11 protein-coding genes and 3 pseudogenes are annotated in these 14,780 nt (G+C 57.4%); 4 read left to right on the top strand and 10 right to left on the bottom strand.

Going from position 1 to position 14,780, the window contains the following annotated elements; all coding sequences use genetic code 11:
- Both BWR02_RS19530 and BWR02_RS19535 read right to left on the bottom strand, forming a co-directional pair.
- Nucleotides 1-137, bottom strand: a pseudogene (locus BWR02_RS19530) (IS5/IS1182 family transposase); the annotation flags it as partial.
- Nucleotides 138-190: 53 nt separating this feature from the next.
- Nucleotides 191-1,192, bottom strand: coding sequence for a class I SAM-dependent methyltransferase (locus BWR02_RS19535; protein ID WP_139559589.1), 1,002 nt, complete (start codon nucleotides 1,190-1,192; stop codon nucleotides 191-193).
- A gap of 631 nt (nucleotides 1,193-1,823) precedes the next feature.
- Between BWR02_RS19535 and BWR02_RS19540 the strand changes: the two are divergent.
- The 3 genes and pseudogenes from BWR02_RS19540 to BWR02_RS19550 form a co-directional block, all read left to right on the top strand.
- Nucleotides 1,824-1,971: pseudogene (locus BWR02_RS19540) on the top strand (IS3 family transposase); the annotation flags it as partial.
- Between the two features lie 185 nt (nucleotides 1,972-2,156).
- Complete coding sequence (locus BWR02_RS19545) at nucleotides 2,157-2,402, top strand: IS1634 family transposase N-terminal domain-related protein (protein WP_139559591.1); 246 nt, start codon at nucleotides 2,157-2,159, stop codon at nucleotides 2,400-2,402.
- A 123-nt stretch (nucleotides 2,403-2,525) separates the two neighbouring features.
- On the top strand, nucleotides 2,526-2,849 hold the full coding sequence (locus tag BWR02_RS19550) for a hypothetical protein (RefSeq protein ID WP_139559592.1): 324 nt from the start codon (nucleotides 2,526-2,528) through the stop codon (nucleotides 2,847-2,849).
- A gap of 140 nt (nucleotides 2,850-2,989) precedes the next feature.
- Here BWR02_RS19550 and BWR02_RS19555 read toward each other — a convergent pair whose 3' ends face one another.
- The 8 genes and pseudogenes from BWR02_RS19555 to BWR02_RS19585 form a co-directional block, all read right to left on the bottom strand.
- Nucleotides 2,990-3,973: a glycosyltransferase family 2 protein gene (locus BWR02_RS19555; RefSeq protein WP_139559593.1), complete on the bottom strand. Its 984-nt coding sequence runs from the start codon at nucleotides 3,971-3,973 to the stop codon at nucleotides 2,990-2,992.
- A gap of 18 nt (nucleotides 3,974-3,991) precedes the next feature.
- Entirely contained in the window at nucleotides 3,992-4,732 is a 741-nt protein-coding gene (locus tag BWR02_RS19560) for a hypothetical protein (protein WP_139559594.1), read from the bottom strand.
- Complete coding sequence (locus tag BWR02_RS19565; protein WP_162560250.1) at nucleotides 4,729-7,425, bottom strand: glycosyltransferase; 2,697 nt, start codon at nucleotides 7,423-7,425, stop codon at nucleotides 4,729-4,731. The genes BWR02_RS19560 and BWR02_RS19565 overlap by 4 nt, the downstream gene beginning before the upstream one ends.
- A gap of 569 nt (nucleotides 7,426-7,994) precedes the next feature.
- Entirely contained in the window at nucleotides 7,995-9,083 is a 1,089-nt protein-coding gene (locus BWR02_RS19570; protein WP_139559596.1) for an IS630 family transposase, read from the bottom strand.
- A gap of 40 nt (nucleotides 9,084-9,123) precedes the next feature.
- On the bottom strand, nucleotides 9,124-9,480 hold the full coding sequence (locus BWR02_RS19575) for a transposase (protein ID WP_328591537.1): 357 nt from the start codon (nucleotides 9,478-9,480) through the stop codon (nucleotides 9,124-9,126).
- Nucleotides 9,475-9,612: pseudogene (locus BWR02_RS21565) on the bottom strand (winged helix-turn-helix domain-containing protein); the annotation flags it as partial. The gene BWR02_RS19575 and the pseudogene BWR02_RS21565, both read right to left, overlap by 6 nt.
- Before the next feature lie 520 nt (nucleotides 9,613-10,132).
- Nucleotides 10,133-10,738, bottom strand: a complete 606-nt coding sequence (locus tag BWR02_RS19580; protein WP_201276337.1) for a class I SAM-dependent methyltransferase — start codon at nucleotides 10,736-10,738, stop codon at nucleotides 10,133-10,135.
- A gap of 197 nt (nucleotides 10,739-10,935) precedes the next feature.
- Nucleotides 10,936-12,015 carry a transposase gene (locus BWR02_RS19585; RefSeq protein ID WP_139559599.1) on the bottom strand — a complete coding sequence of 360 codons (1,080 nt, stop codon included), beginning with the start codon at nucleotides 12,013-12,015 and terminating at the stop codon, nucleotides 10,936-10,938.
- A 293-nt stretch (nucleotides 12,016-12,308) separates the two neighbouring features.
- Between BWR02_RS19585 and BWR02_RS19590 the strand changes: the two genes are divergently transcribed.
- Nucleotides 12,309-14,336, top strand: a complete 2,028-nt coding sequence (locus BWR02_RS19590) for a class I SAM-dependent methyltransferase (RefSeq protein WP_162560253.1) — start codon at nucleotides 12,309-12,311, stop codon at nucleotides 14,334-14,336.
- Nucleotides 14,337-14,780: the final 444 nt, after the last annotated feature.

Raw genomic sequence — 14,780 nt, forward strand, 5'->3', positions numbered from 1 at the left:
GTCGGGTAATACGGTTCGATCACCGCCCGCAGTTCCGACCAGGGTACCGCCTGCTCCATCTCGGCCAGGAACTTCTCCCGTCGGGTCTGCTTCTTCTTCTGGTCATAGGCCAGCGAGGCGAAGCTCGTCTGTTTCATCCGGTCACCGCGTTCACGTGCTCTGTTGGCGATAGCTCAACAGCCGCATTTGTTCAGAGGTTCTTTAGCAACCAGAGGGCGCCGCCGGGGTTATCAAGCATCATCGGAAAGTCGCGCTGCACAGTGTCGTGATGTACCTTCGCGAAATAGTCGTTAAAAAACTCAATACTATAATTATTATTATACATCAGAAACGCCCTTAGCGCATATAATTCGTTCCAGGATCTGTTCTCATCAACAACCCAGCTGCGGGGATACTGAAAGGGCCAGAAAGTGTCGTGGATATGAATATGAACGCCGGGGTTGAGTGCCGGCAAGATCTCAAAGAGCTCGAAGTGAACGTCGCTGCCAGTCTTGAGTACATGTGTAGAATCAATGAAGAGAAAATCACCGCTATCAAGAGAGCGGAACACATCAAGGTCAACGCTCTGGACCTCAGAAGGGATTATCGTGGTACGCACTCGATCACTAGACGTCAAGAGCGAATCGAGAAGTTGTGGATAGGGCTCGACAAAAGTAACGTTAACCTCCTGCCGCAGATGGTGTTCGATTGTATCCAAGGCACACGCAGAAGAAAAACCTGAACCAATTTCCACAATACGATGCGGTCGATATGTCATGAGCATCGCAAAGTAGACACTTGCATCGCCGACACCATATGCTGGGTTATCTGGGCGATAACGCCTTTCCACAACGCCCGCTTTCGAAAACGGCGCTGATTGAAGATGCGGCAGTAAACGCCGCCACATGGCCAACTGAGTCGTGGGGTTTAGGTCAATCCCGGGCAGGGACGAGGGCCACCCCACATCACCAAACAGATGCGCTACGGTGCTTACATCCACAATTGGGCTGTAGAAGTGCCCGGGAGGCCGGAACAGTCGCGCTCGCGCAGTGTTGACGGTTAGGTATTCATCTGACGACAAAAAAGCTGCCGTGACGTCGGCTTCGGAGAGGCCTGCCCGCATCTGGTTAATCCAAGCCTGGACGGCGCCCGGTTCAGGGTCCCGATGCAGAAGGCTGCGATATAAAAGGTGTAGAAACTTCTCATTATTCATGGGCAAAAACACCTAGAGAAAACTCTTGGACGCGAAAAAGGGGGGGGCGTAGCAAAAGGCAAAAACCCACCTGTCTAGCGATGAATCTCATCCAGCCTGATCTTCCGGTCTGGCTAACGATCATGGCGAGGTGCGCTGCGCCGGAAGATCAAAGAAACGATGGGATTGAAGACGGCGGGAGGATGTCGTGATAGGTCTTGGCGGTTTGACCCTGCATGCTAACGCGACCCGCCGAACCGACCGGCAGGCCAGATCGACTTCGTAGTTAGGACACGTCCGCCAGGCAGTTGGCGACCCGTCACGTTCAGGGGGTCTCGGTTCCGGCACCCTCCGTCCTATCTGTCGCAGTTTAAGACGAGAGGGAGCGGAAAGGAACTAAAACTGCTGGACCAGCGAGTCGTGGGGCTGGACGTGCATCAAGCGCAAATCGTGGCCCGGACGCGTCAATTACGTTGCGAGACCCGCGACGCTTATTTGGTGTGGGGCCGACGAGCTGGCTGGTCGTTTTCTTTTACTGCGGGCGGGGGGGTTAATCCAAGCGGTGGTCGGCATCGCCAACAACAGAAGTGGCTTCTGGAATGCTGAACCGCCAGGGTTTGGTGAAGGCTCGAAATCCTGAGAAGATGGAGCCATGAAGAAGTCAACGAAGTTTTTCCCCGAGGTTCGTGAGCGAGCCGTGCGCTTGGTGTTCAAGTGTCGCGAGGAATTCTTCACAATGGGCTGCCTTGATATCGATCGCCGGCAAGATGGGTTGCACGGCGCAGACCTTGTTGAGTTGGGTGCCCCAAGTTCCGCAGTTCTGAACGGAATTCCAGGCGACGTGCCCAATTCACGTCTGATGTTTCAATGACGTAGCGCACAAAGGTAGGTCCGAGCGGCGCTGGGCTGCAGTGTCACGCCATGTTTCCGGAGTGAATTGAGGGAAGGCCTGTAAAAGTGCTGTGCTGCGCACATGTATACGCGCATGCCCCGATCTGGCGGTCGAAGCTACCTGCACCTCGTGGAATCCTACCGAATCGACTCCGGCGCGGTGCGCCAGAAGGTCATCGCCAACCGCGGCCGCCTCGATCAACCGGCACAGAAGGATATTGATCCGCTGATCAACGGACTAAACCGCGCGCTCGGTCGTACGACCAACGCGGCGTTCGCGCCGGAATACGAGAGCTCCAAGGCCTACCGGGATGTCTTTGTGCAGCAGTTGTGGCAATAGCTCGGCTTTGGCCAGTTGATCCAACGCGCCTTGCGGTCGTCGCGCCAGAACGTTGATGCGGAGGCCCTGGTGCGCGCGATGGTTTTCTAACTACCGTGTGCCCCTGATTCCAAGCTGGGGTGTGTGGATTGGCTCCAGACGGTCGCCAACCTGCACCTGCCGAGCGTGATCTCGCACGATCATCTGCTGCGCGCCATGGATGCACTGTTGGATCAGGGCACGGCGGTGGAGGACTTGATCGCGGCCCAGCTGCGCCTGAAAAGCAACGGCAGCGCTGCCAGCCCCAAAACCGCCTTACAACTGCTGAGCCGGATCCAACAGCACCGCGCCACCGTTGGCTCGAAAACCCTATTCCGGCATCTGTCGAACCACCCCCGAACAACTCGAACTCTTCGCCGCACTGCAAGTGCCCGTCCCGAAATAGCCGGCTGTAGTCACATTTTTTGATGATCACAGGTCGTCAAATCATATACCTACTCGATTAACTGCGGAACTTGGGCGTGCACGCTGGACCGGGAAAATCGGGCATCAAGGCGGAGCCCCCCCATTCAGCTGTCGGTGGCCGGACCCTCTATGAGGGTGTCGCGTCAAATGGATGCAAACTGTTGCCGTAGCTTGCCTACGATACCTTGATAGTTAGCAGCCTGAAAGGCGCGATGGTAAGCCCATGATAAGGCTTGAATTACATGCTCCCCTATCTGTAGGTCTTGGGTCTTGGTCGTACGAACGAAAGTATCTAAAGCTAGTGCGCTCCGAAAGATTGAGTCCGCCAACGGCTCAAGTCGCTGCCACTGGGCTTCAGAGTTTAAAACGTTCGTGTATTCGAGAATTTCGGGCACAAGATGTTTCTGACTAAACACATATTGTGATTCCCCCTGCAATCTACATCGGCGGAGGAAATCAGCAAGGCTCAGGGAGCGCATCATGGAGGTGCGCGCCTTCGGATGATATATGACCTTTAGCCTAAAGGCGGAAAGACGAAAACCCAATTCGATATCTTCGCATCCGAAACGAAACACCGGGTCGAAAAGACCGTGACGGACAAACAATTCACGCTTAGCGGAGGAACGGCCGCCCCAAAAATACCTATAGCTCAATTCGTCGCCTTCTCTTAAGTCGCTGTAAGAGAAAAGATAACCACCTGGTCCGGTGACGAAATCCATCAGAGGATCACTCGCGATCTCTGGAGTCATGTCCGTGAACCCGAGCACGGCATGGTGTAGGCTGGGGTTTGTGCGATGGCAGATCAAGTGTTCCTCTAGAAGTCTCGGGTCAGCTGCGTCGTCGTCGTCCAGAAAAAGTACGATCGGCGCGCGGGCAAGGAAAATCCCGTGGTTTTTCGCGGCTGCTAGCCCAGAGTTGCGCTGAAACGCGTACCGAAGTCCGGGAATTATGTGGCGATAACCCTCGATCACGGCGTGTGTCTGGTCTGAGGAGCCATCGTCCACGACGACCACTTCAAACTGCCCTTGATCGAGTGTCTGAGCAGCGAGCGCCTCCAATACCCGAGGCAGGTAACCAGCGCGGTTAAAGGTGGTGAGGATAGCCGAGATCAGTGGTTTCCGTTGCATGGCAGTTTCCAATCCGCGCTATAGGAGCGGTGGGGACTTCGGCGTTGCATACGTTCGAATTATGGTAAATGCGTCCCCGGGGGCGAGATGTTCGCGCTGGCTGAGGAAGTCCTGCATCTGGCGGTCGGAATCGGAGTGGCGGTAGTGCGTGACCGGTTTCCTAAGGTCATGGGCGATAGGAAACTTGTCAACGATACCGAGTCGCAGCGCGCGCTGTTGGAGTAAGACCGGCCAGACGAAGTCGTAGCCCCAGCCCATTCCGGACTCATCGTCGAAGGGTAGCAGGCAACTGAACGCAGGTCGGCGAATAGAGAATAAGGGTCCAATCTCCACAAAGAGTGTCTCGCGAGCGTCGATTCCAGGCATTTGGCTCACAAAGGGGTGATCTATGAAGCTGTCGCGCGTGCGTGCGGGCTGGGCCAGGGCAAAGTCACAGCGGGAGACGATGTTGAGGTAGTTATCGAGGAAGTTTGGAGGCAGGCCTATGTCGTCATCGACTACGAGAATGAACTGATAGTCTTGCAATGGTCGTTCGGCGAGGAGGCGGTTGAGCAGAGTGAACTTCGGTATCGACGCCTGGGAAACCAGCGCCGTTATTGCGCTCAGGCGTTCCGGGACCTTGCCTTTACCAAGGGCCGCCCAAGACTGCTCGACGTCCCAATTGTGTGCAGAAGAAAGTTCGCGCGTAATGTCTTCCGCGCGGTTCTCGTGGTCGAGCAGGTAGACGCCGACGACGAGGACCCGGTCTTTCGTCCTCATGCCGCTCGCCCGACGCCTGCAGACCGATGATGAGAATGATCAGGATAGCTCAGAGACTCTTCCGCGGCGGAATTGGCGCAAGATAGGAGCGCCTCTACCTTCTGCTTGACCGAGCGCGGCGAGAACCGTTCATCGAGGTGGCTCATGCCGTTCGTGGATAGCTGCATCCAAAGGATTGGGTTCTTGTAGAGTGCGATCACGTCTCTCGCAAAGTCGCTGGGTGCATCGGCAATAAGGGCATGTTGACCGTGTTCGAGATACATCCCTTCGGCCCCGATTGCGGTTGTCACCGACGGTAGTCCATAGCTCATGGCCTGCCCCAACTTCCCTTTCATGCCGGCGCCATAACGTAAAGGGACGACAAAGACACGGCTAGTCTCAAAGTATGTGGACACATCCTCGACGTAGCCAATGGCGCGAATCCCGGGGCCTCCGAGAGCACGGACGGAGTCGGGCATGTTGCTGCCTACTATCAGGAATTCGATGTCGGTAATCTCCCTTCGAATCAGAGGAAAAACTTCGTTGGCGAAATAAAGGACTGCATCTACGTTCGGGCGATGCGCAAATCCACCGATGAAGAAAAGGTTCTTGCGCTCGGAATAGGAAGGGACGTGTGTCGCAAGCTCGTGGACATTTGGTACCACTTCCACGTGACTTCCGGGCGCAAGTTCCCTTAGCAGGGCTCGCTCTCGCTCGGTTATCGCGATGGTCACATCGGCGCAGTTCGCACAAACTGTTTCAATCTTCCGATAGTGGTTTGCTAAACCCAAGCTCTCGGGGTTTCCGGAGATCTCCGCCTCGCGGGAAAAACGCAGATAATGAAGATCGATGGAATCGAAAATTACCCGAGCATTGATTGCATGGGCGCGTATCCAAGGCAAATACTCATAAGCAATCTCTGGAAAGTTTAGCCATACATTGGCGTAGAGGTGGCCGGTATTGACGATTTCGATAAGCCCTTGCTCTGCTCCGTAGATCAACCGTACCCCGACATCCCGCAGTGCCGCCTCGTAACGTTCCAGTTCTGCAGGCGATAGGCCAATGGCTGGGTGTGCATCCCTTCGGTAATGAAGGAGGAGGTCGACCGATGAACCGATTTGGTTCATGAACTTCAACAGTTCATATTGGCGTGCTGACCCGCTTGATCGGTCAGGGGTCGGGATCCAAAAATCGATCATCAGGACACGGCGCCGATCCGGGCACGCCTGGGGGGCTTGAGGAAGCCGCGCTAGATGCGTACCGAGAGTCTCCGCATTGGCTGTCCGGATATCTAGAACAGGCGCCAGGAGGCTGGGCCGCAGACCCAGTAGGCCAGGGCATCCCTGGCCGCTGTGGTCGTCAGTCGATTCCTGCGCGCTTTCTCTGTCTCCGCCTTCGGCGCTCCGTCTCAGGTTTTCGAATTCCACCCAGGCTCGATAACTCGCAGTTTGCGCCAGGATGGGACGTAATGTGGAGAACACAAGAGCCTTGAACTGAAGTTTTCGTTCGACCTTGAGGGGCAAGGCAACGTACACAGCCCGGATAGTGCCGGCGAGTCGAGATTTCACTCGCATTAGGCCGTCGGAGATCGCTCGCAATGGAGTCGTGACTTGCCAAGACAGAGAGTTGGTGAGTGACGCGGCCCGCTGTTGTGCCGCATGAAGGTCGCGCTCTAGGTCGGCCACTCGAATCTCTAGTTCCTTGGCTTGGGCTATGGCTTCGAGGGCTGCCTCTTCGCGCTGATGCAGACTCGCCTCTAACGCTCCATAGCCCTCTTCCAACTGCGTCTTGGATTCCCGAGCCGCTCTGAAATTATCGCGCGCACACTGCAGCCGTTGCTCTTGATCTCCCACAAAGGGCAGTAGGCGGCTCAGATCTTGCCAAGTGGCTTCGATTCGCTGCCACTCGCCGGTACCGGGTAAATCGTCTATGCCCAGGCTACCGTCTGCGACACGCAGCAGCACGTCGTAGGCCAGCTTAACAATGCCGCCGAACTCCGGTTGATCCGACAAGCGCTGTGGCGAGAACTTAGTGTGGCGCATGCTGGGTGTCAGAAACCGACGCACGTAGACGGAGCGCGCAAGCCTTTCCGCCGAGGGCTTTTTCCACCCGAAACAGTCAGCAATCCGACCGATCTCCCGCGGAGGGTTGTCCAAGAGTCGATCGTAATCGACTATCACCCGTGGGTGCCCCGCCGTATCGGATACCGCGGCGAACAGGTGCTGCAACCAAAGTAAACAGGATTTTTCCGGCGGGAACTGATCACGCTCCCGCAGCGAAGCGGCGACGCTGAGTGGATTGCGAAGCGCGATCACATACCCCGGTTGCAGGCCTGAAGCAGTAAAGACGCGCCGCCAGAAGGGCAAAAGCCTTGTTGTACGCGGATCCTTGAATCCAAATGGGCGTGGCCGGTCGGCGGCGTGCGAAACGGTTTCGACTGCGATGGCGAGTAGATCCGCTACGGCGGGATCGTTGAACCTCCAGTCGGTGATCGGCGCCAGCGCGTCCCAACGAGAGCCCAGGACGCCTAGCAAACGCTCATTCAAGCCAACGACATCGAGATTCTCCCAAAACCCCTTGTCGTTGTAGGCGTTCACCGCCTCCATCAGATTGTCTCCGAGATCGACGCCCAACTCGATGAGGCCTCGCGCAAGCGCACTCGTGCCGCATCGGTGCATACCCAATACGACGACCAGATTGACTCCAGGGCTCATTGGGGAGTTCGAGTCTGAACCTTCTCGGTGTGTAGCGCGGTGATGGGCGGCGGGCAATGTCGAACTCATACGAGGAAGTTGGCGTCGAGGAACTGTGTATGGGTTACGGCGTAGCGGCTTATCCCTTGGCGATCGCCGCCAAGTTGCCGGGTGCGGTGTTGCCAAAGAGAGTCCGCACTCGCACGATCCCGAGCCCCAGCATTGGTTTGATTCTAACCCAGATCAACTCCGATCGACATGAGTGGCTTCTTGGCGGCGTTTCATCCGCGGAGCTGGAGCTTAGGGCGATTCGGAACAGTCCGTACGGTCGTCAGTAGAAACCTCGGAGCCGCTGCCCTAGCCAGGAAGACGAGATCGGTAGAAGCTAATGCGGGCGGGCTGCTTCTCGAGTGAGCGGAGATGGGAGTGGACCTTGCGCTTGATGCGGTCATCGTTGCGGACGGGGCCGCGGCGAGCATGCGCGCCTTGAGATCCGCATTCAGGTACCCTTTGGGTTAAGTACGGGCAAATAGCTGGGCAGAAAGAATCAGCTCGATGTGGCCTTTGTGATCTCCGGGCCAAGCCGTCACCTAGTGTAACGTCCCCAACGTGTCTTTAGCTTTAGCGACTTTGTTGAGGATGGCGTCGGGTGTGGCCGTCCAGTGGTAGGGCTTGGGATGAGCATTGCGGTGGTCCAAGTACTCCATGATGGCCTGCTCCAAGTCGGCGACGCTATGGAAGACGCCGCGCCGGATGCGCTCTTCGGTGATGTCGCGGAAGAAGCATTCGACCAGATTGAGCCAGGAGGCCGAGGTTGGGGTGAAGTGCAGATGGAAGCGCGGATGCTTGGCCAACCAGGTCTTCACGTTGGGATGCTTGTGGGTGGCATAGTTGTCGACGATGAGATGGACGGCCAAGGTCTTGTCAGTGTGCCGGTCGAGTCGTTTGAGGAATTTCAGAAACTCGTCGTTCCGGTGTTTCGGCAGGCATTCGCCCATGACGGTCCCGGCGTGGACATCCAGTGCGGCGAACAAGGTGGTGGTGCCGTGACGTTTGTAGTCATGCGTCATGGTGCCATTTTTCCCCGGCTTCATCGGTAGGCCGGGCGGGGTCCGGTCCAACGCTTGAATCTGGCTCGTCTCGTCGACGGAAAACACGATGGCCTTCTCCGGGGGGTCAAGATACAGCCCGATGACATCGCGCGATTTGGCCTCGAACTGGGGATCGTTCGAGACTTTGAAGCCCTTCACCCGATGCGGCTTCAGGCGGTGTTCGCGCCAGATGCGGTGCACCGCCATGCGCGAAATGCCGACCTGTTGCGCCAGCGTACGGCAACTCCAATGCGTCGCCGCCGCCGGTTTGCCGGTCAGCGTCAAGGTCAGCACCGCTTGGACCTTTTCGACCGGCAACGGCGGCACCCGCGGCGGCCGCGGCGGCCGCGTCTTGCCCTGCTTCAAACCCTCGATGCCGCAGTCCCGATAACGCCGCCGCCACAGGTTCAGGGTCGGCGCGCTAATGCGCAACGTGTCCAGGATCTCCTGCGAGGGCGCCCCATCCGCCGTCAGCAACACCAGTTTGGCCCGCAGCTTCTGTTTGCCCGTCACCGCGCGACTCTTCAGCCAGCGTTCCAGGGTCGCTCGGTCCTCTTCACTCACGGTCAGCTTCATCGGTGTTCTCATGAACACCAACTTTATCAAAATGAAGCCTTAGTCAGGGACGTTATGCTAACGACAGTGATGCACTTGGTCGAAGACTATTGAGGATACGGAAAACCTTGCGCCGCGACTCGCGGATGAGCTGTTGCAGAAATTGGATGAGCATTTCGGCGTTAGGGGCCTTGCGATCCAGCATGAAGCCCATGATCCCTTGATTCCTGATTGCCGAAATCTGCTTGATGGGCTCCCGTTTCGACTGCGAGAGCACCAGCACCGGCGCTTGACCCTTTGGGGCATAGCCGAGGGGGAATTCCTCAATTGACGAGATGGCTGTCTCGTCGCTCCAACAGATTTCTGTGCCTTCGCGCTTGACGCGGGCGGCGATGACGGGATAAGTCGCTGGCAGCCACTGTTGCAACACCGCCGGGTGTTGTTCGAACGCGCATTCCAAGGGACGCTGTCGGGTGAGCCTCCAGCGCGCCAGATAGACGCCGACCGTCCGCGCGGGGATTTCGATCCCAAAGTAGTCCTCGATCAACGCACGCACCGCACATGCCGTCCAAGTGCATCGCGCAGTTTGATCTGCCTCAGTGTCTTGTCGACGACGCCGTGCCGATGCACGCCTGTTACTCCAGCGTCAGGCGCCGATATTAGCCCACAGTTCGGCTTTCGGCCGATAGGCCGGACTGCGTCGATGCGGCACGCGGCCCAACCCGTCCGACACCGTCGGTTAGCGTAACCCCCCAATTTCCAGGCAATCGCCGACGTCGACCTTCCCCGTCTAAAGGACCGCGCCGCGACCTGCCGTGACCTCTGTCGCGCAAAGGGCGGCAGCTTCCGCACATCAGCACGTTCTGTTTCCCCCGCCATTTCTACAAAAATATGCGGTATTCGTCTGGCAAGATAATAGTTAAGGATCAGAGTCAACCCAGTCGGCCGCGAATTATCAGGCGCCAAGAGTCGGTAAAGGCCATCGTCTACGGAGGAAATCCGTCAGTGCTCGCGCCGTAAACTGCGCCGGTATGCCAGGTTGGTTAGATCTGTGTGCAGCGCGGCAAGGAAAAAGTCCTGTGTCAGGCTTTAAGCTTGGAGTAGGCTGGCAGTTTCCTGCTGATCAATACCTCAATAAGCTCCGCTCGTATTCCGTGCGCGAGGTCGTCGAAATAAACAAGCGTCGTGAGTAGTCCACTGTGCGTTTCTATGAACGGCACAATGTCGTATCCCCAATCGATTGTCACAAGGGATCCGTTGGCATCGATCGGATTGCCGTGATAGTTCTCGGGGAGCAAATGCACGACATTACCGTTCCGGTCTCGCAAGGCTCGTACCTGGCTTTCCTTTTCTTTACGTACGATGGGGACGGTGAAAATGTGGGATCCCCCCGGCTTCAGGGTTCGGGCGATCTCCGCGAAGGCCTTGGCTGGGTCAAAAATGTGCTCCATCACGTCCTGGGTCACGACCATATCGAAAGACTCATTGGGGAAGGACATGGCTTCGAGATTCTCGCAACGCCAGCCTGATGCATGTGTCTGGCCGGGCGGGATGTCAGGAAAAAAATGGCTTCCGATGTATTCACGGCACCCCTTCCTCAGCTTGACACTCGCTCCTCTGCCGCAGGGAGACGATTCGTGTACGCGGAACTCACGCCAACTCGGGAAGAATCGCTCGATGGCCAACATGAGCGCTCGTTCTCTTGGAATGCTTCGACAGTTGGAACAGAGAAAGTGGTCTCGGAGCCAAGGGTGGAAAGACTCGAACGTGACACTGGAGTCGCAGGTGACACAGTAGCCTTTGGTCGAGAGAAAAGGTTCAGGGGACGGCCCTCTACCATCATTATTGTCGTCGAACGTCGCTCCGCCGTTCTCGCTCTTTTGAGTCATTTTAATCGCTCCACGCAGGTTTGTTCGATTAGGCACGCTGCAAGCATTAACAACGCAGTAAGACATCTCCAAAAACCTTGCAAGAGCCGATGGCGCGGCCAGGAGACACGCTGCAGGTGCTTGACAGCCCAGTATCTCCGGCTTTTTTCCGTGGAGTGGTTCCATTTGAAGCCCGAAATCACCGTTTTCGCGGATTTCAGGCGCTTCTCGTGCGAAATACGGTGACCAAGCCCAAGGTTTTCAGTCTGCACAACCGAGTTAGGTGATAGGTCGCATTTTTCCAGTGGAGCAGTGGCGTGGTGGGAGCCAAGCCGATACAGCGCGAGCCCCTCGCCGTCCAGTTGTTCCAAGGCGGCAAACAAGTGCTCCATGCGCACCCCGGCTCTGGGTGATGCGGGTGTTACGGAGTTTTGGCATTCCAAATAATGGCTTGCCTTGGCGCGCTTTTCGGTGCAGAGGGCCGCGGTGTTCTTCTTCCGTCGTGTCGCAGGCGCACACTCACTGGGCGTGGCCTGTTGTTGGAGAACCTCGGCTTCGTCGTTACCGATCCGTTGCCGCGGAACCGGGATCAGACTGACATCCATGATCTGCCCAACCCGTGCAGGGTGGCCGTGCTTCGCCAGCTCTCGATTGGCTGCGTCAAACAGGGTGTCCGTCGCGCCCGCGGTGATCAGGCGCTTCCGGCACGCCCGTCGCGTTGTGCTATCCGGAATCTGAGTGCTGTGCCGCAACCTAGAGAAGTATTGGAGACACAACCGATTGAGCAGGTGGAATTCCATCTGCTCACCTTTGAGATTGTACAGTCGCAGCAGCAAGAGCCCACGCACCATAATGTCGGTCGGAAACGGCGGACGTCCATCGCGTTCCCGACCAGGACGCGGGAGGGCCTGGTCGATCGCCGCCGCCAGCGTAGCGAAATGAAACTGCCCATTCAGCACTCGCAGAAAATCCCCCAACCGATTGATTTTCGACCCCGCCCTCCTTCGCGGCAAACAGCATCTCTTTGATCGTCGGCTCGCTCGGCTGTCTATCGACGATGCGATTCTCTCATGACGTAGGTTTCTCGAGGTGTCCATAAGGGCCCGCGGCCACACAGCTTAGCCCCGAAAGCTTACAGGGATCGGGTCCCTTGAGGCAGGGACTCTGAGAAAGTTATTTTGCGATAACGACTTAATCAAGAGCTCCGGAGGGGTTCGATGCCGAAACATCGTAGCTCTGAGCGCCTTGAGTTTGGAAGGGTGGCAGCCAGCTTGCGCTGGTAACACGCCTCCCGGGGTGATAGCCTTTTCCGATGTCCATACGTCTTTACTCCGCGGTTGTCGACGCCATCGGCCCATTCCCACTCCAGGCCCGGTACCTGGTGTGGTCCTTGACCGAGCTTGCGGGGGTCTCGCCGCGGCAGATCGTTCTGCATGTCGTGAATGCTGCGGCCGACCCAGGGATTCTTGCCCGCTTGTCGGACTTGAACGTCGACATCGTGCCGGTAGATGCATACCCGGATCACCCTTACTGCAACAAGCTTCAGCAACTGCCCTGCCTGGCTGAGCGCATTTTCGATGACGTTGTGCTGCTCGACTGCGACGTCATTGTCCTGGAAGAACCGCCACTGGCGACCGGCTGCGCCATGGGCAAGCCCGTGGACTTCGAACGCCCAGGCATCGCTATCGTCGAGCGACTCTTCGCTGAAGCAGGGCTCCCGCTGATACCAGCCGTCGCCGATGTCGACGGTGGGAAAACCGTTCGCGGCAACGTGAACGGCGGGGTCTATCTGATATCTCGAGATGTCTTCGCGCCCCTCGCGTCCGAATGGCGCAAGTGGGCCGCTTGGTGCCTGAAGCGTCGCGCCGTGTTCGACGATCAATGGATGCATATTGACCAGATTGCCTTTGCCATGGCAATTACCGCTCTCCGGACACCGTTTGCCGATCTCGAGCGGCGCTACAATGTGCCGACCCATGTGCGCCAGCCACCTGCGCTCGACTGCGACCCAGCGATCCTGCATTATCACCAAGCCCTGGATGATCAGTTTTTCTTGCGTCCAGTGCCAGACCTACCCAAAGTCAACACTGCTATCAATGAAGTGAATCGCCGCTTGGAAAACTGGAGACGGGAGCACTTCGACAACAGCGCCTTTTGGAATGCGAGATACTTGTCAAACCCGCGGCTCGGCTCAGGGGTCGGCTCCCGCGGGGCGACACTTGCCGTCAAGCGCCGCCTGCTCGCTAAGGTTGTTGAGCTCCTGGGGGCACGCACTGTTCTCGACATAGGCGGTGGCGACGGGCAAACGGTGTCCGAGTTGCCTTCTACCATCGGGGTCCATGCAGCCGACCTGGCGGTTGCAGCCCGGCCCCTTTATCTCCAGGCTAACCCGCACGCGACCTGGGTACAACACGACATCACCGACGCGCCGCTCCAGACGAGCGCGGACCTGCTCATCTGCTTCGACTTACTCATTCATCTGTCGAGCCAACGGGAATATCGGGCGGCGATTCGGCACCTACTGGCCCAGGGCAAGCCGGTATTGCTTTCCGGCTTCGACGACCAACCCGTCGCGACGGGTCCAATGACTTATTTCCACGAGGCTTTGTCCGAATCACTTTCGAACGAAGGATTCATGCCCATTCCGGTCGGCGCGTATCGTGGACTGTTGGCTTGTGTTGCGCTGCCGGCGCATTCGGCCCGGGCAGCCCGGGACATCACGGATGCGACTCTGCGCCGCGCCGCCCCATTGGTGGACGATCCGCTCCTGCTGCTTGAAGCCTTGTGCGTCTCCCGCGCAAAGCTCGGCTTCTTTCCCAATCATCTGCCGCGCTGCATCGAGTATCCCTGGATCATACAACGCCTTGCCGGTCGTCGGGATCTACGGATCATCGAGGCTGGCGCCGGAGTTAGTGTGCTGCCCTTCTTGCTTGCTGATCGTGGGCACTCCGTCATTACAGCCGACCCACATCCGACTCGGCGGAACGACACATCCCCCGAGTCCTGGAACGAATGGGGATTCCTTGATTACGCGGAACTGGATCCGCGAATTCGTTCTGTGAATATTGCGTACCAGGATCTGGAACTCCATGGCGAGTTGGTGGACGCCGTTGTCAGCGTCAGCGTCATAGAGCATCTTACACGAGACACTCGACTCGCATGGATCAGCAAAGCCTTTCATCAATTGAAACCGGGCGGCTCGATCGTCTTGACTGTAGACACTGTGCCCTTCACGCGGAACTTGTGGTGTTACTCCGAGGGCCGTGAGGTGGAGGACCCGGTGCTCCACGGCACCCTCGACAGCATGCTGCAAGAGTTGGCAGAAGCCGGTTTTAAAGAGTTTGTTGTTGAGCATGCCCAATGGCTGCCTCAGTCACGCGTCGGAATGGGCCGTATCGAGGCCCGTAAACCGCAATAACGATCAACTGCTAGACAGGGGGCAATCCTCGCAAACCTGGTCGCCCCGGTTTGCCAAGCGTTCCGTCGATGACGGTGAAGACGGCAAATATTGCTGTCATACATCCTGCCTTGATCTGCGGCTGATTGACTGCGGGCCCTGATTGAATCGGTCACTGATGCCTGCTCGACTTAGCGATCTCGAGGATCTCTTAGAGAAGCGGTGTTTGCCAGTCACGGTCTGACCTACCCCGCCATCACCTCATGATTGCCTGAGCAATCTGTTAGGAAGGGAGTGTCACAAATTCTGTGTGTGAGGGGTTCAGGGAAAGGTCTTGTGATCACCGGATGAAGCGTTCTTCGTTGAGTATCGCAAACTGATTCATGGCGGTCTTCCAGCCGTGCGCGGGGCGCCCCCAGTCTGCGGTCACGACTTTAACCGCAGCGGACAGCCTGGGACCTTTGG

Origin of the sequence: Methylotetracoccus oryzae, assembly GCF_006175985.1 — a bacterium.
Taxonomy (GTDB): Bacteria; Pseudomonadota; Gammaproteobacteria; order Methylococcales; family Methylococcaceae; genus Methylotetracoccus; species Methylotetracoccus oryzae.

Excerpts from the sequence above, each read along its gene's own strand:
- BWR02_RS19535 (WP_139559589.1), bottom strand. The coding sequence starts at position 1,192 with ATGAATAATGAGAAGTTTCTACACCTTTTATATCGCAGCCTTCTGCAT.
- BWR02_RS19545 (WP_139559591.1), top strand. The coding sequence starts at position 2,157 with ATGCCCCGATCTGGCGGTCGAAGCTACCTGCACCTCGTGGAATCCTAC.
- BWR02_RS19555 (WP_139559593.1), bottom strand. The coding sequence starts at position 3,973 with ATGCAACGGAAACCACTGATCTCGGCTATCCTCACCACCTTTAACCGC.
- BWR02_RS19560 (WP_139559594.1), bottom strand. The coding sequence starts at position 4,732 with ATGAGGACGAAAGACCGGGTCCTCGTCGTCGGCGTCTACCTGCTCGAC.
- BWR02_RS19565 (WP_162560250.1), bottom strand. The coding sequence starts at position 7,425 with ATGAGCCCTGGAGTCAATCTGGTCGTCGTATTGGGTATGCACCGATGC.
- BWR02_RS19570 (WP_139559596.1), bottom strand. The coding sequence starts at position 9,083 with ATGAGAACACCGATGAAGCTGACCGTGAGTGAAGAGGACCGAGCGACC.
- BWR02_RS19580 (WP_201276337.1), bottom strand. The coding sequence starts at position 10,738 with ATGTTGGCCATCGAGCGATTCTTCCCGAGTTGGCGTGAGTTCCGCGTA.
- BWR02_RS19585 (WP_139559599.1), bottom strand. The coding sequence starts at position 12,015 with ATGGACACCTCGAGAAACCTACGTCATGAGAGAATCGCATCGTCGATA.